Origin of the sequence: Bacillus sp. FS02 (genome assembly GCF_024398395.1) — a bacterium.
Lineage (GTDB): Bacteria > Bacillota > Bacilli > Bacillales > Bacillaceae > Bacillus > Bacillus altitudinis.
The window spans coordinates 172,240-189,245 of sequence record NZ_CP074101.1; the positions used below are offsets into that span (position 1 = coordinate 172,240).

General features: G+C 40.2%; 20 protein-coding genes. 2 read left to right on the plus strand and 18 right to left on the minus strand.

What is annotated here, in order from left to right:
- Positions 1-107 precede the first annotated feature (107 nt).
- Both KFQ09_RS00860 and KFQ09_RS00865 read left to right on the plus strand, forming a co-directional pair.
- Positions 108-527: a hypothetical protein gene (locus KFQ09_RS00860; RefSeq protein ID WP_056704781.1), complete on the plus strand. Its 420-nt coding sequence runs from the start codon at positions 108-110 to the stop codon at positions 525-527.
- A gap of 34 nt (positions 528-561) precedes the next feature.
- Positions 562-822 (plus strand): YesK-like family protein, encoded by a 261-nt coding sequence (locus tag KFQ09_RS00865; protein WP_216942425.1) that lies wholly within the window; start codon positions 562-564, stop codon positions 820-822.
- A gap of 362 nt (positions 823-1,184) precedes the next feature.
- Here the strand turns inward: KFQ09_RS00865 and KFQ09_RS00870 are convergent, their stop codons facing one another.
- From KFQ09_RS00870 to KFQ09_RS00955, 18 genes are all read right to left on the minus strand, one after another.
- Positions 1,185-2,210, minus strand: coding sequence for a hypothetical protein (locus tag KFQ09_RS00870; RefSeq protein ID WP_202734437.1), 1,026 nt, complete (start codon positions 2,208-2,210; stop codon positions 1,185-1,187).
- 95 nt (positions 2,211-2,305) lie between these two features.
- Positions 2,306-3,103 (minus strand): peptidoglycan recognition protein family protein, encoded by a 798-nt coding sequence (locus KFQ09_RS00875; protein WP_202734438.1) that lies wholly within the window; start codon positions 3,101-3,103, stop codon positions 2,306-2,308.
- A 47-nt stretch (positions 3,104-3,150) separates the two neighbouring features.
- Positions 3,151-3,570 carry a phage holin family protein gene (locus KFQ09_RS00880; protein WP_202734439.1) on the minus strand — a complete coding sequence of 140 codons (420 nt, stop codon included), beginning with the start codon at positions 3,568-3,570 and terminating at the stop codon, positions 3,151-3,153.
- Positions 3,571-3,614: 44 nt separating this feature from the next.
- The gene (locus tag KFQ09_RS00885; protein ID WP_255835945.1) at positions 3,615-3,827 is read right to left on the minus strand and encodes an XkdX family protein; all 213 of its coding nucleotides are present in this window, start codon (positions 3,825-3,827) and stop codon (positions 3,615-3,617) included.
- Complete coding sequence (locus tag KFQ09_RS00890) at positions 3,828-4,163, minus strand: XkdW family protein (protein ID WP_255835946.1); 336 nt, start codon at positions 4,161-4,163, stop codon at positions 3,828-3,830.
- A gap of 10 nt (positions 4,164-4,173) precedes the next feature.
- Positions 4,174-5,586 carry a BppU family phage baseplate upper protein gene (locus tag KFQ09_RS00895; RefSeq protein WP_255835947.1) on the minus strand — a complete coding sequence of 471 codons (1,413 nt, stop codon included), beginning with the start codon at positions 5,584-5,586 and terminating at the stop codon, positions 4,174-4,176.
- Positions 5,583-5,840 (minus strand): hypothetical protein, encoded by a 258-nt coding sequence (locus KFQ09_RS00900; RefSeq protein ID WP_255835948.1) that lies wholly within the window; start codon positions 5,838-5,840, stop codon positions 5,583-5,585. The genes KFQ09_RS00895 and KFQ09_RS00900 overlap by 4 nt, the downstream gene beginning before the upstream one ends.
- A gap of 11 nt (positions 5,841-5,851) precedes the next feature.
- Positions 5,852-7,753 carry a right-handed parallel beta-helix repeat-containing protein gene (locus tag KFQ09_RS00905; RefSeq protein ID WP_255835949.1) on the minus strand — a complete coding sequence of 634 codons (1,902 nt, stop codon included), beginning with the start codon at positions 7,751-7,753 and terminating at the stop codon, positions 5,852-5,854.
- Positions 7,754-7,791: 38 nt separating this feature from the next.
- Positions 7,792-9,525, minus strand: a complete 1,734-nt coding sequence (locus KFQ09_RS00910) for a phage tail protein (RefSeq protein WP_255835950.1) — start codon at positions 9,523-9,525, stop codon at positions 7,792-7,794.
- A gap of 12 nt (positions 9,526-9,537) precedes the next feature.
- The gene (locus KFQ09_RS00915) at positions 9,538-10,371 is read right to left on the minus strand and encodes a phage tail domain-containing protein (protein ID WP_255835951.1); all 834 of its coding nucleotides are present in this window, start codon (positions 10,369-10,371) and stop codon (positions 9,538-9,540) included.
- On the minus strand, positions 10,371-14,387 hold the full coding sequence (locus KFQ09_RS00920) for a phage tail tape measure protein (RefSeq protein ID WP_255835952.1): 4,017 nt from the start codon (positions 14,385-14,387) through the stop codon (positions 10,371-10,373). Before KFQ09_RS00920 ends, KFQ09_RS00915 begins: the two co-directional genes overlap by 1 nt.
- A 15-nt stretch (positions 14,388-14,402) precedes the next feature.
- Positions 14,403-14,597 carry a hypothetical protein gene (locus tag KFQ09_RS00925; protein ID WP_017367766.1) on the minus strand — a complete coding sequence of 65 codons (195 nt, stop codon included), beginning with the start codon at positions 14,595-14,597 and terminating at the stop codon, positions 14,403-14,405.
- A 2-nt stretch (positions 14,598-14,599) separates the two neighbouring features.
- Positions 14,600-14,935: a phage tail assembly chaperone G gene (gene gpG / locus KFQ09_RS00930; RefSeq protein ID WP_255835953.1), complete on the minus strand. Its 336-nt coding sequence runs from the start codon at positions 14,933-14,935 to the stop codon at positions 14,600-14,602.
- 38 nt (positions 14,936-14,973) lie between these two features.
- The gene (locus tag KFQ09_RS00935) at positions 14,974-15,600 is read right to left on the minus strand and encodes a major tail protein (RefSeq protein ID WP_205184840.1); all 627 of its coding nucleotides are present in this window, start codon (positions 15,598-15,600) and stop codon (positions 14,974-14,976) included.
- Positions 15,601-15,611: 11 nt separating this feature from the next.
- On the minus strand, positions 15,612-15,980 hold the full coding sequence (locus KFQ09_RS00940; RefSeq protein ID WP_205184842.1) for a tail completion protein gp17: 369 nt from the start codon (positions 15,978-15,980) through the stop codon (positions 15,612-15,614).
- On the minus strand, positions 15,977-16,360 hold the full coding sequence (locus KFQ09_RS00945; protein WP_255835954.1) for an HK97-gp10 family putative phage morphogenesis protein: 384 nt from the start codon (positions 16,358-16,360) through the stop codon (positions 15,977-15,979). The genes KFQ09_RS00940 and KFQ09_RS00945 overlap by 4 nt, the downstream gene beginning before the upstream one ends.
- On the minus strand, positions 16,353-16,718 hold the full coding sequence (locus KFQ09_RS00950) for a phage head closure protein (RefSeq protein ID WP_255835955.1): 366 nt from the start codon (positions 16,716-16,718) through the stop codon (positions 16,353-16,355). Before KFQ09_RS00950 ends, KFQ09_RS00945 begins: the two co-directional genes overlap by 8 nt.
- Positions 16,636-16,995, minus strand: coding sequence for a head-tail connector protein (locus KFQ09_RS00955; protein WP_255835956.1), 360 nt, complete (start codon positions 16,993-16,995; stop codon positions 16,636-16,638). The genes KFQ09_RS00950 and KFQ09_RS00955 overlap by 83 nt, the downstream gene beginning before the upstream one ends.
- Between the last annotated feature and the right edge of the window lie 11 nt (positions 16,996-17,006).

Below are 17,006 nucleotides of genomic sequence, written 5' to 3' on the forward strand. Positions count from 1 at the left end.
TATTAGTTACTTAGTCATTCACGTTGTCTATTTTTGTCGAAACGATAGTAAAAAGAAGGTACTTCATGTAAAATTTCCTTTGCACCTAAAAATCAGGAGGATCCAATATGAAGAAATTATCTATATTCATTTTTATTTGTTTAATGATGCTAACAGCTTGCAGTAGCGCAGCATCAAATGAAAAACAGCTCACGACAGCCAATATTATTGAAGCTTTTAAAAGTGCTGGGCTTGAAGCAGAAAAACCATCTGATCTTAAACAAAAAGAGTTTGGAAATATAAGAGAAGAAGGAAAAAGAATTCTTATTCCTTCCTTAGGTGAAAATGCTGGTGGAAGGATCTTTAAATTTGGAAATGAAACTGATTTACAGCAGGCGAAATCCTATTATGATGAGTTAGGCAATGCTGGATCTATGTTCTTCTCTCACACCTATTCAAAAGGGAATTTTCTATTACAAATGAACGGAGAAATGAAAGATTCTGAATTTGAAAAGTATAAGAAAGTAATGGATGAGGAAATAAAATAATTTCATATATTTTTAAAAGAAGGAAGGTCAACAAATGTTATCATTTTGGCTGCTAACAGTTATTCTTACGATTGTTATATTGGGTGTTTCTTTGATCTTTAAAAGAAAGAATGCACCTTTACAGTATGGAATACCATCAATTCTCATCTTCATCAGTATTATCTTATTATTAATCAGTTTTTTCGTAGGAAAGTGGGAAGGTTTAGGACTGGGTGCAATCAGTATATCTTTACTGGTTGCATCTGTGATCACTTTAATTATTAATAGTACCTTGAGTTATTTTAGTCATAAATAACATAGAGCCACTTCTGCATAAGAAGTGGCTCTTTCGATTAATTAAAAGTGAAATATGCATGAAAATATCACAAGACCAACTAATTGAATAAAAACCCCCTGAAGCCAATGGCTTCAAGGGGTTTCTTGATTAATACTGAGACATATACTGATCGCGTTCCCATGGGTGTACTTGGGTGCGGAACATAATTTCTAATTTAAATACAGTATATACGACACTCTAAACCCTTGAAAACAAAAGGTTTTTTATTGGTCTATTATTTTAAATTTGAAATAGAATCTCTATAATTCTCAATATTTTTTGGTCAAATTTTGGTCATGATTTTGGTCAAAACTTATTGAATAAAGTTTAAACCTTGATAATTACTCTTCATGTGCTGTGTTTAGTATTCTTGAAACTTTGGAAGCAGTAATTATAGAATGTTTAGAATTAGATTTAGCTCTTGATTCTCCTTCCTTTACTATTTCTTTAATTAAGTCTCCATTAAATTTACCCAAATTGGAGGTATTCAAAGTCATTCGTATTGCAGTACCCTGAAAATTAACTTCTCCATAAGCATGATCTTCATTCTTTAGAGCTAGCCCTATATTTCCACTACATATAAATAAGTCTCCACCATCTTGACAAATTTTGCTTGTAACGAAAAGTCCATACCCCGAATTGTCCCATACTGAATTATTTTGGCCACGGATTACTCCATTGTGCTTAAAAACCTTTCCTGAAATGCCTGGCTCTAAAGATAACAACAATGCATCTTTATTATCTTTTGGTTTTAAATTGGGATTAACCCGAATGGCTTGTGGAATTCCAACTCCTTCATCAAGCAATGCAATCTCTACTTTATTTTTAGTAGGCCAATATTGTGCAGCGAACCAGCAACTCTCGGCGGTACTATGTTCCACACTATTTCTCATTAGCTCCCTAATAGAATAGCCAAGTATTTCAGTCAAATTTGGATTTCCTTGAGACAATACTTTTGCTAGTTCATAAGATTTACGTTCAATAGTTTCTTGTACTACTTCGTTTTGTTCATATGATTCATTCTTTAAATCTCTAACTTTCAATTCCGTAATTGGAACATATGTATTACTTCCAAAAGCTCCCCCAGGTTTATTTCCAAAATTAAGAAACATACTCTGAAAAAATCCCATGTGTGCGGCATAATTATGGTTTTTATAATTTTCTCCAAAAAATTTAATATTGGGATTTGCTGTTATTAGGCTTCTTATTTTAGAACCAACTAACAGCATACCAAAGGGTTCTACAGTACCTATACCACTGTAATCAAATACGACACTATCAGAACCATTAAAATCATTAACAGCATTACAAAAATTTACTGCATTTAGAACAGTTAATTCAGGTAAAAAAATTCTTTTTTTCTGCATCCATCTTCCTCCTTTTTCAAAATTTTAACATACTCAGAGTCTTAAGATTAGTATTATTTTGAAATTGATACTCTAGTTTTAAAGATTTTTCTTGTCTACTTTAGCGCTTCAAGTTTCTCCTTGGTCTTAGGACCATAGATACCGTCAGCAACCAATCCATATATGGATTGGAATCGTTTGACCGCATCCGCTGTTTTTGGCCCGTAATAACCATCAACGCCGTTGTTTTTTGCCTTTTTATCCGGGTAGTAGTAAACAGCCGCTAGGGCTTCTTGTACGGCTTTTACTGCTGATCCCTTTGTAAGAGGCTTTGTGACTTTTAAAATGCCAGTAGGCAGGTTGTATGACTTTTTAGCAGGCTTGGAAACTGCTGTTTTGGATGGTGCTGCTGTTGTTGGTTTAACAGTCGGCTTTTTATTTGTGTGAGCAACGGCGATACCACCTTTGAAGCTGTCCCAACGATTAAGCAGCTTGCGGGGACATTCTTTCCCGCTCCAATGCTTATGCGGCACAACGTTTGCCAACGGAATCCCTTGATCCTGCATTAACTGGCGAATTAACCATTGAGCGTTCTCGACTGCTTTCTCAAAATTACCATCACTATTTTCACAAATTTCAATGCCGATCGACTTCATATTTCCCGTGCCTCTGCCATCCCCTGCGTGCCATCCGTTTTCGTTTAGTGGTAAGTGCTGATAGATGACATTTTCGTCCACAGTGTAATGCCAGCTTACACCTGTACTAGATCGTTTTACGAATGCTGCATGACTCGCTGCATTTGCGCCTTTTGCTGTATTTGCGGTGTTGTGGACAGTGATGTATAACGGCTTCATATAGTTGCCAGGGCGGTTCTTATTGCTCTTTGAGATATAGTCTTGAATGATTTTTACCATTGTTCATCTACTCCTTAATTTGTTTTTATATAGAAAAAAGCCGCCGACTACTCAGCAGCTTTCTTTTCTGATTCTTCTTTTTGGCTGTCATTTTCAATCACATGAAGCCTGTCAGTGATGGAAGCTGGAATTTTCACGCCGATCTGTGCAAGGTTCTCTACGATAGACAAACCCTCATTGGCGATATAAAAAAGCACTGTCCCGAAGGTCAGCACTCCATTTAAGCCCATGATCTGATCAATGATGTTAGCCACAATCACGACAACAAAACTAAGCATTTTCCGCACGTAACCGAACCATGCTGTACGGCTGCGTAGTTTGCCAACTTTCCACGCTTTGATGATACCCGTCAGAACATCAATAACACTTAGCAGCACGAGCAAGTCCAGAAATTTCACTCCGCCAAATAAATAAGTCTTCGCTAAATCCAAAGTTTCAAAGTTAATAAACACTATCGTTTCCTCCATTTCGTTAATCACCTCCTTTAAGAAGGCAAAATAAAAAGCACCTGTTAAGATGCTGTTGTTCCTAAATCCACTGAGACAGCAGGCTTATCGAACCTCAATCCTGTGATCTCCTCATACTGTTCCGGCGTAACATACCCCTGTTGAATGCCGTCTTCTAAATCTTTAATATTACAGTCATCAAAGGACATTGCTTGTTTAACCATTGCAGTTGAAGTCCATTTATAAAATAAGGCTAAAACCCAGAAATTAAGATTCATCTATAAACCCTCCTTTAATTTAAGGATTTCTAATTGCATTTCTGCAAGTTTTTGCCCCAACGTTGTATTCATTCTATCCGACTGTTGACGTGCTATTTTTTCTAGCGCCAATTGCTCTCCTAGAACCAGTAATTGTTTTTCAACATTTGATAACGGCTTTTCATTACTCTCGGATAGATACTCATTCCACGCGGCTTCCAATACTTCGTCCGAAGGCATAGGGTCGTCTAAAGACCATTTGTCTATAAACTGCCCTTCTCCGTCATCCCGCACTGAATAATCAACACCTAATTCCGCATTTGGGTATAAATATTTTATCGCTAGCGCCTTATTCATCTTTTCCCTCCTATCTTAACTGAGACATGGTAACGTAAGCTGTGTTTATTGATACTGTTTTGTTCGTCGCTCTTGGTGTTATATAAAAAGTTACCTTATCGCCAGTTTTAAATTTTTGTAATAAATAAAGCACGCACGTACTTGATGATGTTGCTGGATTCCAGTTTCCAAAACGTTGAAATTCTGTTCCATTCACATAGCACGATAAAATATTATCCGATCCAACTGTAATGTTTGTGCTAGTTATATAAAGCCTGATCAAATAAAGACCACTATTTTTCAGTGTGATTTCAGCACGAGTCCGATTATACTCTGATAAATCATCTGCTCGTGTTGCCCCAAAAACAAGCTTTGTCGCTACATTTTCAGCAGCGGAAACGGATGAATTATCTTGATCATAGGTATCAACATAAGTGCTGTTCGCCACATCTTCTACAGTTAGCGTTTTTTTCCATCCACGAAACCCCTGAGCGTGGAACGTTCCAATCCACGTTAAATTATCAAATGACCTTGTGACAATGATTCTTTTGTAATTTATACCACTTTGAGAATATGCTGTTTCTAACACTTCAATATAGTAAAAGCTTCCATCTTCTACGGGTACGTTTAGAAGGTTTGCCCCCATATAAAAACCAGTAGGTAATGTAAAAATGTCAGTTCCGTTAGCCAGTCTCGCCACTTTTCCATTGTCTGCCGTGAGTTTATAAAGTTGTCCGTTATTCCACTTATCTTTATCAGCCTTAACAACATGGATTTCGCTATTGTTAGCATGATCGTCCGTATATTTTTTAGCAGCTGCAAGGGATTTGTCTACTTTATCTTGTGCGCCTTGTTTGGTTTCAAGCGCTTCGAGATCGTCAAGTTTCTCCTTCATTCTATCTAATTGCTCTTGAAGCTCTTTCGTGATCTCGTCAATGTTTCCTTGCATATCGTCAGTTCGCTTTTGAATATCGCTTTCAAGTTCTACTGCTTTTTGCTCTATTTTTGATTTCAACGAGTCAAAATGGTCGATGTAATATTCTGCTGCTGGAACAATATTTTCATCTATTAAGTTCTTTTTTATTGAAAATGTAAACTCATGTACAGAAAGGGATTGCCCATTGCTGTAGAAAAGATTTAAGGAAGCTTGAACATTTCCATATAGCTTAATCTCTTCATTTTTTAAAATGTATTCTGCTATCCCTTCCACTTTATCCAACAGCGAAATGTTTCTAATATGTTTAGAACCGTTAGAAAACAAAAGAACTAGCTTACCTTCTACCGCAGATAAAGGTAACGGCATTCCGTCTTTACGCAATTTAAAAACAAGCCTCGCTGTGCCTACATCTTGAGTTGAAAAAATGATTTTAGAATCATAGACGCTTTGATCATAAGCATCTATGGCAAAGGGTAGAGAACCATTTTTGTATATTTTATTGGTCATGCCCTACCCTCCTTTTCTAGCTGCAGAACCTTATCATTCAACGTTTTAATAAGGTTTCTCATTTCTTCTATTTCATTTTGACTAACTGGTGCAGTTTTTAAAAACTCAACCCTTTGACCTTCTTCGTCTTCTAAATAAACGTTGTCAAAGTTGACTCCTTCAAGTGACACAATTCTATTTCCTTCCTCGTCATACGCATTGACATCCTCCCCCGACACAAAGGCCGAAGCAACTTTAACTTTTTCTTTATCCATGATCAAATACACTACGCCACGTCCTTTGCATCCGTTTTTGGATTTTTAGAATTGTCTACGATGCCGCTGATCGTCCAGTCACCCTTGCAGTAGTTTCCATACCTTACAACGCCTTTTACGGTGTTTGTGATGTATATGCCGGCTCTCGCTCGCTTGGTTAATTTAGAGAGTGATCGACACCTATTACCGGCCAGCAAAATGTCTTTTGATTTATTGGCTATTCTGATAGCTTCGTAAGCCCCGTACTTGCTGTGACCGGCACCTGTGATCAAATTATCTTTGATAACAGATATGAGCACGCCTGACTGTTCAATGCCGTACCTGCCCGGACGTCGGATGTTGTTTCCTGCAATCAGTAATAGGGTAGATTCACCAAATGCTGCAATGCCATCCCTGCCGATAAAGCTGATCTGATTGGCACCTGTGACATTAACACCGACACAATCATTCATCCAAACCCCATCACCTGACGTATTAGATATTTGATTGGCTGAAACGATACCATTTCTAACGGCATCTAATCGGATGCCCGCCTGGTTTTTCCCACCGACTCCATCAATAATGTTGTTTTGTACATTTACATTACGCACAAACCCTGTATCATTAATTCCACGGATATATATAGCTTCGTTCTCTCGCGTGTTCAGGATTGTATTTCCTGAGACGTGAACATGCCGGAATACCTGTGATCTGGACATTTGCTCAAATTTGTCGTTTAACGTATGGTGCTTGCTTGCTGGATCAATGGCGCTGACGGTTATACCAAATCTACAGTTTCGCAGCGTGTTATCTTTTATATCTGTGACGTTCCAGTTGTAGCCCCGAACGGCCCAGCCGTCCATATCTTCGAATAAACAATCTTTAACTCTTATGTTTTCGTGCCAGTAGCCAATAGTAGATGAATGAGAACCGACACCTCTCGGCCACGCTTTAGTGCCCGGTGTGTTAGACTTTCCGAAGTTGCACCCTTGAACAAGACCGTCCTTACAAACGGTAAAATCATAAGCACCAAAAGCCCCGAATACTTCTTTACGTTGAGCTAAGTCAACCTGAATTGCCTCAGAAAAATATCTTGATCCGTCATGGTCTACGAATCCATAAAAATCTGAATTTAACACTTTAAAGTTTTGGCACGCGTTAAACTCAATAGCATGGTAGCCGCTGACATCCTTAAAAGTAGAATTTCTAACAAAGATGTTTTTACCGTGACCAAAAGAAAAACAGTTATTTTTAGTTTTAAATTCTGTTCCTCTGCAATCCCACGTTCCGCCATCAAAATACATGTTTCCATTACCCTTGTATCCGCGATACTCAACAGTCCCATCACCATTAGTCATCATGGTTTTGCCATGGTAATTCAAAAACACCGCGCCTTTTGCATCGAACCAAGTATTACCCCAATTGACTAACTTCGCGCCTAGACGGTATATGCCTGGAGGTACAACGACCCTGATACTTTTACCTTTTTTAGCTCGATCTAGCGCCGCCTGAATCGCGATTGCAGATTCGTATTTACCTGTGGGATCGGCACCCAAGTCTAATACGTTTATGTCAGGCTGCCGATCTAAACGACTTATGATCAAACCAAAATCATAGTCTAGTCTATCTTTTACAGTTTTATGAATGCTTGCATCCAGGGCAACGCGTGTATCTACAACTTCTTTTACATCATTCCCATCGTGATTCAGTACAAGGTTTGTCAATCTAGCCCACATGTTATCAATCCTATTTGCAACCGTGAATAGTCCATGCATAATCTGACTAGACAAGTGAGCTTTTTTACTATCCTTGTGAGACTGTAATTCAGTTGCGTTTTTATTGAGCTCATTCTCAACCGTTTGCATGTCACCGCGTAACTGTGATTCATAGACTGAATTTCTTGTCGTATCATAATCCTTTTTAAGCCGGACCAATATATTCACTCCTTTCAACTCCAAAAGAAAAAACGCTTCTAATTGAGCGTTCTCATCAACTGGTCTATATATCTTTTTTGTTGCTTAATCTGCCGCGCCTGGCTTACTTGATAATCCTGAATATCTTTTCGGAAGTTTGCGAAAGTCATTTTAGGGCTGTCATACGGGTTGAGGGGATTATAAGTGACAGACACTAGCCTTACATCGTCCTCAAACGTGATCCCGTTTGCCGTATCAGCAATGACATGGATCGTGTCACCTTTCCAAAAATCCTCTTCTATACCTTGCAATGCTGGCTCATAGATATACTGATACTCAGCCTCAACTACCACGTCAGGATATGGGTTTACGTGCTTTTTCAAAGCAGATACCATGTTGCTTGCTTTTTTTACTGTGTCGTCTCTTATTGGCTCACCCCAGCGCGGCTTACCCTCGATCAAAAATTTATCTTCGTCAGGATGGATGTATAGGATAGGCTCGAATTCGTATTCAGGCTCTTTCTCCTTTTCAGCCTCGCTCGTTTTTGCATCAGGTGATTTAGTATCACTTTTCTTATCTTTCTTTTCTGCACCGTAACCCCAGGCGCGCGTTGATGTATTTTGATCATTAATCTTCATCTTAAAGCCTGGCATATTGTATCGGCTGTCAAGTGTGAAGTCTACTACCTTACCCATTTTTAAATGTACATAGATGACGTAGTTATTTACATCAAGCTCTATTTCATAATCTTCAACAATCTGATCCATTAATTCGACTCTGTTCTTTTCTCCGAAGCCGTCCTGATCTACTTCGTCAAACTCCGATAATTTTGCTTTTAGAACATATTGAAAAGGCGTACCTGCCAGGGCAAAGTCTAAAGCTTCATTGATTTTCAGTTTCTTTGAAATCTTTTCTTCGACTCTGTCATTTACAAGAAGAACAGTATAAACATGATTGGCCGTAACCTTTTTTTGAAGCACGTTTTTTCTACTCTGATCAAGCTCAATGTCTGTAATGTAATACTTTTGATGGTTGTAAACTTTCTCGTCTAAATACAGTATGTTCCCTGGAACAAGTAAATCAAATTCTGTTCCGTTATCCTCAGTTCGCATTAACGTAAAAGTGAAACTCTTTTTACCTGTTGTGTCGTCTTGCAGCTCCAACACAGCGCCAACGATTTCCACAAGCTCTTTGCCGTCTTTGGTTGAGACATGCAGCTGCCTAAAATCAATATCAGAAGGTAGTCCGTCGTTTAACTCTACGTCCTTTCCTTGATACTCTTTACTTGGATAAGAAGGTTTAGTTGGTGTTTCTGGTTCTGATTCATCCGGCACATCATCAAAGGTGTCATATTGTGTAAGTTTGTAAGTAAAGATAATGCTGTTTAATTTTGTTGCATAATTTATGTCGGTAGCATATCCGGCTTTTGAAACTGCTGCAGTAGCCTTTTTATAATCTTTTTCACCTACCACATCTTTATAACGACTTAGACGAGTGTACAAACTCCCTAAATCTGCGAGACTCTCAGCATATGATGGATACTTTCTAAACTTAGCTTGTATCCTGGTGACGTTCCCCTTTTTGTCTTGTTCGCTTGTCCACATGAGAACGTATTTCCCGTTATATGTGCCTTTGATTCCAAACAAATTATTTGCTTGTTGAGAAAGACCACTGGAACCGAAACCACTTTCTAAGCACCCTTGGGCAATGACAAGGCTCGCAAGGACATTATATTTCTTGTAAACCTTCTGCGCCCCTGGTGCTAGTTTTTTTATAAAATCCGCTGCAGCCATGACATCCCCCTTTTACGGAAAGTAAAATCTTGTATCGAATACAATTTCAAAATCACTTGTATTCTGAATCTCAAACTCATTCATGCCTTTATCTAAAGACGGCAGCCTACCGGATGTTTTCAATCTTTTATTACCAACAACGGTATACTGTTTCAGGTTCCTGACCTGCTGGGACTTTTTCAGTTCAGCTTCTATCTTCAATTTTTCGTTATTCGTGTGATTGATAATCGTTATGTTTTTTCCCTTTGCGTTTAGTAGCACATTATAATTATGCTGCAGTGGGTTAATAGGTAAGCCAGGATTGAATACACTGAAATGTTTTTTGTTTTTAAAACGGTACTGCAGATCGCCTCGCCTTTGGATTCCCATTCCTGAAAACCATCTTTCACTAGAAAAGTTTTGTGCGCTTAAAGACGTACCCTTTGACTCTGCTAGTCCTGTAATATTGTTAAAATCCACTTGGAAAGATACCTGATTTTTTTGCTTGTCTTTAGGGATCTGAAAGCCTCCGTCACACGTAACCGCAAAACGCCTTCCAGGAAGAAGATCACATGAAATGTAATACCAGGAGGGCTGAACAACGAGATCATAAAACTCATGTCTGTACTGATAAAAGTTTGCTGCGATTTTAGCATCAAGCAATATCTCAACCTTGATAGACCTTTCTTTGTACACTATGTCGCGTGGATGCTGCGTCGGTACAAGTCCGTTAAACCTGGCTAACTGTACAAGCTCCCTATCAGTGCTCGGCGCATCAGGTGCAAAACTAAGCAACTTAAAATAGGGCAGTAACCCCGATAAAGGTTGCTCCCCCATTCCGTCTCTGAAATCAAAATACAGATCCATTATCTTTTCAGCCCTCCTTTATAAGCATTCTGTTCGTACTTTTGAGCGCTCTTTTTATCTAGTATGGATGTGTCTCCTTGATTAAAAACGATGTCTGCTAAATGCTCACCGCCAATAATGACAGGTGCAGGATGGATTTTGATTGTTTGCCCAGCAGCACTTACGCTTTCATTGTTGGTTTGTAGATTATTTGATAGAAGACTAATAAGAGCATCGAGCTTCTGATTTAGAATAGGCGTATCAATTTCGTTTTTCACAGTCAGTTCGGCGCGCATTGTGTTTATCTCATCTGCCGCTCCTTGAATGTTAAAAGCCATTCTATTAATTTCAGACTTAAATGACGACATAGCACCTTGCGCCATAGCTGCAGTGCTTTTTTTCACTTCATTCGCTTTTTCACCAAGACCAATGATGAAGCCATCTCCAAAGTTCACACCTTCTGCAATGGTCTTCTTTGCAGGAGACTTAGAATCTATTGATTTTTTAAGAGATTGGATGGCGACTTTACCGATAGTCCAGGCGGCTTTCCATATCGTACCGCCGGTTCCACCCATACTACGAATACCGTTAGCAAATCCTTTAGAAAAATCAGCACCTGTGCTAGTTGTTTTCACACTTGATAAGCCTTGTTTTCCCGATTGTGCTACGGTGCTGCCCGAATTACTGGCGTTTCCAGCTTGGCTACGGATGCCTGATGCAAATTGCACCCCTGCTTTTTGTCCGCCTCCGCCGTCAGTTGTTTTCGCAAGCTGGGCTGTTGCTGACGCACTAACGGAAGATGCTGCAGACGTATTGGCACCCTTTGTGCTTGTTATTCCTGAACTGTGACTTCGCCCTTTTGTTACACCTGCTTGCGTGGCTTGCGTGGTATTTTTGTTTAGGTTTGATAACGCTGTTTGGTTTACACTGCTTGCTGCAGTGCTTGTGATGCCGCTTGTTGAACTTATCCCCGTGCTAAATGATTGACCCTTTTGTGAACCGGATGTATTAGCTTCTGCATTGCCTTCACTTAACTTTTGCCTAAGTGCTTGCTGAAGAACTGTACCACTGTTAGATACGTTAACTTTTGACGAACTGATACCATCGCTAAACGATTGGCCTTTTTCTTGTCCTGCAATTCTAGGAATGCCGTTTTCTTCACGTAATTTAAGATCCAATGACTGTTTTAGAATAGAACCACTTGCTAACGTGTTAGGCGTGGCAGCTGTTAAGCCGTCCGCAAATTCATCCCCCATTTTCTTTCCTGATTCACGGGCAGATGTTGCGCGGTTGAATTCGTTTTCTATCTTTTCAATCGCTTCATTTGCTTTGCTCGCTGACTCTTCTGTAGAACGGCCCAATCCCTCGTTAAACTCTATAAGCGCTTGTTTCGTTTTTTCTAACGCTTCTTCTTTGCTGTCTCCAAGTTTTTGCAAAAATGCTACTTGCTTTTCGGCCCATCGTTCTTGGTACTTTGCTTCGCTTTCTTCCATTTCAACAAAGATCCCCATTGAATTACTGGAATACTCTTTTTGCTTTTCAAGGGCTTTTCCTGTTTCCAAGTCCAGCAGTTTCCCGTCTTGAGCCATTTGGTCAAATAACGCTTTTGAATTGTTTTTGTAAGCCTCTAGGTTTTCAGCAAGCGACTGTTGATAGTCGGCATTACTTTTAGCTTTTAGTGCTTTGTGCTGCGCTGCTGATATGGCTTCTTTTGCAAGGGCCTCGTCTAAGACTTTATTTCGGTAGTCGCGATCTTCTTTAGCCGCTTTCTGTCCTTCTTTATAGATGCCGCTGATTTGATCATTGTAGCTTTTGGCATTTTTAAAAGAGAGTTTGTTTTGACTCTCAGAAACTCTCTGTTGGATAGCTAAAGCGTCCTTTTGGTTTGCAGCAAACTTACTTGTTGACTGTTGAAAAAATGAAATTATCTCTTCAAAAGTTTTCTTTTGAGAAGCATTCATTTTCGATGTCATTAAGCCTGTTTCATCTTTCAATTTTTCTAACTGCCGCATCTTCTCGCGAACTTTTTGAACATCTTTGTCAATGTCTCCAACCAATTGATCGGACCAATCTTCTCCGATTTTCTTCGTCTCCTTTTCCTGATCTTCAAAGAGACCCTTGAGAACCGCGATAGCCTCGGTTTTGAATCCTTCTAGTTCTTTAATCAAAGAAGAAGACATTTTTTGATAAGTAGCCAAAAGATTACTAGCCATCTTATCTGCTTCTTTTCCTGAAACCTGTGTTAACTGAAACAGTTGTGAAGTGGCTTTTTCACGCAAGTTGACGTATGATCCGGCCGCTTTTTGTGTCGCTTTAGAAACGCCCTCACCATATAGAAGAGCCGATTCTTTTGCTTCTTCTTGTCGTTTCTTTTGGTTTTTCAGCTGCTCATTGTAAGCATACGTCGCAACTGCAATGCCTCCTAGTAAAGCCGTTCCGCCAACTATGGCAAGCCCCACGGGGCCCGTAAATGCTAAGAGTGCACCAATACCCATCGTAAGAGTTGCAACTGCTGTTGTGGCACCCAGAACACCCGTAGCAAACAGCGCAGTTTTAGCAACCGTTTGAGCTGTGGCAGAATCCATTTTGTTAAACATGGAAACGATGTCTGCTCCTTTTTCAGCTAGGTTTCCAATCGCAGGAAGTAGACTTTCAGTGAGCTTAATCTTTGCCCCTTCAACTGCAGACTGGAAAGCAATGATACTGCCCCGCGCATTATCAAGCATTGTGTCAGCCATTTTTTTAGCTGCACCGTCCGATTCTTTTAGCGCCTTCGTGTTATCCTTTAATGCCTTACTGCCCTTTTGCAAAAGAATAGCCCAATGCTTATATGACTCGGCGCCTACAATGGTTTTTAAGGTTGCGGCTTGTTGTTCCTTCGTCATGCCCTTCATGCCCTTTTCCATTTCGGCCACAACTTCGGGCATACTCTTCATGTTTCCCGCTGCATCAAAAAAAGAGAATCCTAACTTATCTATTACCTTCTGCGCCTTTCTAGCTGGCGTCGCTAACCTGATCAAAGACGTACCAAAGGCTTGTCCTGCGATTGAACCTTGCAAACCTGCGTCACCAAACGCCATGACCGCGGCCGCTGATTCTTCAAGACCCCACCCCAATGAATTGGCGTTAGGTGCAAGGAACTTCATGGCCTCTCCCATCTGCTCCACGTTCGTGTTAGCGTTTGCCGCACCGTATGCAATTACGTCCGATGCGTGCCCCGCTTCCGATGCTTTCATGGCAAAAGCTTGCATCATATTAGATGAAATATCGGCGGCAGCAGCTAAATCTAGTTGACCTGCAGCTGCTAAATTCAGCATACCTGGCATAGCTGCATAAATATCATTCGCTTTAAATCCGGCCATCGCCAGGAAGCTTTGTGCATCTGCGGCTTGGCTGGCGGTGAAAACAGTTGTTGCTCCCAACTCTTTAGCCTGGTTTTTCAGTTTTTCGACTTCTGCAGCTGTTCCCCCTGAAATAGCTTTTACTTTGCTCATTTGTGTTTCAAATGACATACCAACTTCTACGGCGTCTTTCAGTGGGAGGGCCAAGCCAGCAAAAGCAACTCCTGAAGTCATCGCTACCGAAGCACCCGTACTTCTCATTTTGTTGCCAACTGTATTCATTCTTTGGCCCATCTTATAAAGTGATGAGGATGTTCTTTTTATCTCAGCTTCCATCCTCTGAATTTTGTTGGTCGTTTGTGTTAACGCATTTTGCGTCTTATTCATTTCAGCTGTTGCATAGTTCAACCGACGGGCCAGGGTTTGCGTTGATTCCGCATCCTTTCCCTTCTTGATGGCTGAATCTGCATAAGCTCTTTCAAGTGCTTTGACCTTCATTTTATGCTGGTCTAATTGCTGTGAAAGGGTTCTGACTTTCGCCTGCGACGTTTTCAATTCATTGCCCCACACACCAACGGCAGTCCTATTTTTCTCAAACTCGGACTTTATGTTTTTCATTTGAACTGCAATTGCTTTCATTTCCCCGTTAAATTGGGACGAATTAGAATACAGCTTTACTTTAATGTCTTTGCTCAATCCCTCACCACCTTTTTACAGTCCAGGTATCTGATCAATGTATAAAGGCTTATCCGATGCTGCAGCGTTTTTACTTGGCTTTTCCTTGCTCGCTTCTTTGCGCCGCGCGAGTCGCTTCAAGTGATAGACAATGTCCATTTCGTCTATCTGATTTTGAGTAAAGCCAATGTCCTCTAATGCGTTATACATATCAAGGACAGCATCGGACAAACTTACTCCCCCGGCTCTGCTTCCTCTGCGGTTTCCGGATTCAGGATCTTGCTCGCTTCAACGATATTTCCGATGACATAGTTTGCAGTTGCGTAGATTGTTCTATATAAAAGTCTTGAATCAATGCCTTTTTCAAATTCTTCTGCAGTGAATTTGTTTCCGAACACTTCACAGATAAACTCTGATTGTTTACTTGTATAAATCCTTTCAGGATCATTCGATTCAAGGTCTTCTGTTATTTCTGCCGCAGTCCTAAATAAAACACCCGTGATAAAGTTAGGTGTGGAAAATTTCTTTTTCTTACCGTTTAAATACAAGGTGATTGTCAATGCTTCCATGCTATTGCCTCCCGATTACAAAATAAAAAAGAGCGTTATTAAACGCCCTTTCCGATGTCTACTGAACTTGTGGAATCCTCTGTATCTTTTCCTTTTGCAAACGACGCCCCGTCGTATACAACTTGTTTAAACCATTCATCCGGGTCAAAGCCTTCGTCGAACTCAGCTTGTGCCTTCCAACGGTTTTTCCCCTTCTTATTTTGTAAAGTCATAAAGCCTGCCTTGAATTTTGCGGTTTCAGGATCTGCTTTCCCCTCTGTGGTTTTATTTTCGTTAGCCATCAGTTCAGGAAGTCCCTTTAAGAACCAGTAAAACCTATGGCCGCCTGTGGATGTTTTCGCCCTAAAGCCGAAAGCCAAGAAAATAGCCTTGTCATCAGAACTGGCAAAAGAAATCCCATTCTCGACCTTGTGTCCGAAAATCTTGTTTTGCACCTCAATAGGTAAATCCGCTAGTTCTGCTTCAAGGTCAATGTCACCCATGTTGTTAAATGAATCGAACACGCCGTTATCAGCCCAAAACTTAGACTGTTCTGATTTTGGATCGACTTTGACGTTTACAGCTCCTGGCAGTCTTTCAGGCTTTGCATATTCAAGTCCTTTGTCATCATCCTGAATAAGCTCGGCAAAATGGAACATGTCTAGTCCATAGATTGTTTTCCCCATCTGTTTTCCTCCTAGAAAAATGTTTTGACGTACCTCATGCCTCTGTGAAAGATTTTTGTATCTGTTTCGTAAAGATCGACTGAATCATATCTTCCGTAACCTAAATCTTTCATAAGACGATCTATTTGTTTCGCTATTTCTGTTTCGTTTTTCCGTGTGTCTGCTTTTGAAAATATGCTTAACTGGAATCGAACCTCACTTGCTGCGGAATGGTTGTCTCTGTACTCCTGGTCCCTATTTGTAATCTCTGAAAATACAACTCTTGGGAATGCGGCCACATCATCGGCCACAAGATTATGAAAACCACCCGTGACAAGCTGCTTTAATTCATTGTTTTTTATTAACGCTGCACTCAATTCTTTCTTTGCATCAAGGCTCATTTAATAGGTGCCGTAATAATTCTTTCCATGATCTTCACAGCTTGTCCCTCCCCTTCAACTGCGCTTTTTTCAATGAATGGATGTGGCGGCATTTTTGACGTGCCCCACTCTAAAAACCGCCCTCTATAAGCGACTTTTCTATTTGGTCCAACCGAAACAAACAGCTCACCGTCTTTTGATTCTCTTGCAGCTGAAACGGTGATGTTATCGACCATGTGAGGCTGATTTTTTGAACTCTTATTCACGTTTCGTTTTTGATGCTCTCTTATTACTTCTCCGCCCGCTTTCAGGGCAATCTTTTCAGCTTTTTCAACATCGTCACCGATCTTGTTGAAATATCTCGTTAGATCTTCGAACCCTTCTATATCCATATCAGCCATTTATGCCGACCTCGTTACAAGTAATTTCAAGCTGTTTCTTTTTATTTTCAATGTCGTTATAATCCATTACATCGAAAGTGCGATAGATTGGCTCTCCTGCGTCATCGGTACCCGTTCGATGAAGAATACGCATATCTTGCGTAACATCTTCTCTGTATCTAATTGTAATTTTCTTCGGCGACTTAACCCCTAGCGCGCCAGCAACAAGAGTGTCTGATTTTGTGCCGGAAAATCCTTCAATTGAACCCCATGTCTCAAAAGCATTTTCGTAGGATTCATTCCAATTCAGCTCGTCGTCCTGTACCCTTTTCTTTACTTGAAAGGTTAAGCGACGATTCAACTCGCTTATCTTCTTCATTCTCTTCTGCCTCCACATAGCGAAGTTGGGTTAGTTGATCCCGAATAGTAAAAGGGATGGATGAGCCGGAAACCCCTGACTCATACACCCCTCGATTTTCGTACCAATGTGCAACAAGCATGCCTGTTACAAGCGCATACTGTGCATTTCCTTCCACATAACGTCCTATACCATTTTTGATATATCCCTTTGCTGCAGTAAGTAAGGTTTTAAGCAAGGCGTCATCTTGTTCAGTATCAATTTTTAAATATTCATCTTTCAGCATTTTTAAATCCATAGCAGACCGCC

Excerpts from the sequence above, each read along its gene's own strand:
- KFQ09_RS00860 (WP_056704781.1), top strand. The coding sequence starts at position 108 with ATGAAGAAATTATCTATATTCATTTTTATTTGTTTAATGATGCTAACA.
- KFQ09_RS00865 (WP_216942425.1), top strand. The coding sequence starts at position 562 with ATGTTATCATTTTGGCTGCTAACAGTTATTCTTACGATTGTTATATTG.
- KFQ09_RS00870 (WP_202734437.1), bottom strand. The coding sequence starts at position 2,210 with ATGCAGAAAAAAAGAATTTTTTTACCTGAATTAACTGTTCTAAATGCA.
- KFQ09_RS00875 (WP_202734438.1), bottom strand. The coding sequence starts at position 3,103 with ATGGTAAAAATCATTCAAGACTATATCTCAAAGAGCAATAAGAACCGC.
- KFQ09_RS00880 (WP_202734439.1), bottom strand. The coding sequence starts at position 3,570 with ATGGAGGAAACGATAGTGTTTATTAACTTTGAAACTTTGGATTTAGCG.
- KFQ09_RS00885 (WP_255835945.1), bottom strand. The coding sequence starts at position 3,827 with ATGAATCTTAATTTCTGGGTTTTAGCCTTATTTTATAAATGGACTTCA.
- KFQ09_RS00890 (WP_255835946.1), bottom strand. The coding sequence starts at position 4,163 with ATGAATAAGGCGCTAGCGATAAAATATTTATACCCAAATGCGGAATTA.
- KFQ09_RS00895 (WP_255835947.1), bottom strand. The coding sequence starts at position 5,586 with ATGACCAATAAAATATACAAAAATGGTTCTCTACCCTTTGCCATAGAT.
- KFQ09_RS00900 (WP_255835948.1), bottom strand. The coding sequence starts at position 5,840 with ATGGATAAAGAAAAAGTTAAAGTTGCTTCGGCCTTTGTGTCGGGGGAG.
- KFQ09_RS00910 (WP_255835950.1), bottom strand. The coding sequence starts at position 9,525 with ATGGCTGCAGCGGATTTTATAAAAAAACTAGCACCAGGGGCGCAGAAG.
- KFQ09_RS00915 (WP_255835951.1), bottom strand. The coding sequence starts at position 10,371 with ATGGATCTGTATTTTGATTTCAGAGACGGAATGGGGGAGCAACCTTTA.
- gpG (WP_255835953.1), bottom strand. The coding sequence starts at position 14,935 with ATGGAAGCATTGACAATCACCTTGTATTTAAACGGTAAGAAAAAGAAA.
- KFQ09_RS00935 (WP_205184840.1), bottom strand. The coding sequence starts at position 15,600 with ATGGGGAAAACAATCTATGGACTAGACATGTTCCATTTTGCCGAGCTT.
- KFQ09_RS00940 (WP_205184842.1), bottom strand. The coding sequence starts at position 15,980 with ATGAGCCTTGATGCAAAGAAAGAATTGAGTGCAGCGTTAATAAAAAAC.
- KFQ09_RS00945 (WP_255835954.1), bottom strand. The coding sequence starts at position 16,360 with ATGGCTGATATGGATATAGAAGGGTTCGAAGATCTAACGAGATATTTC.
- KFQ09_RS00950 (WP_255835955.1), bottom strand. The coding sequence starts at position 16,718 with ATGAAGAAGATAAGCGAGTTGAATCGTCGCTTAACCTTTCAAGTAAAG.
- KFQ09_RS00955 (WP_255835956.1), bottom strand. The coding sequence starts at position 16,995 with ATGGATTTAAAAATGCTGAAAGATGAATATTTAAAAATTGATACTGAA.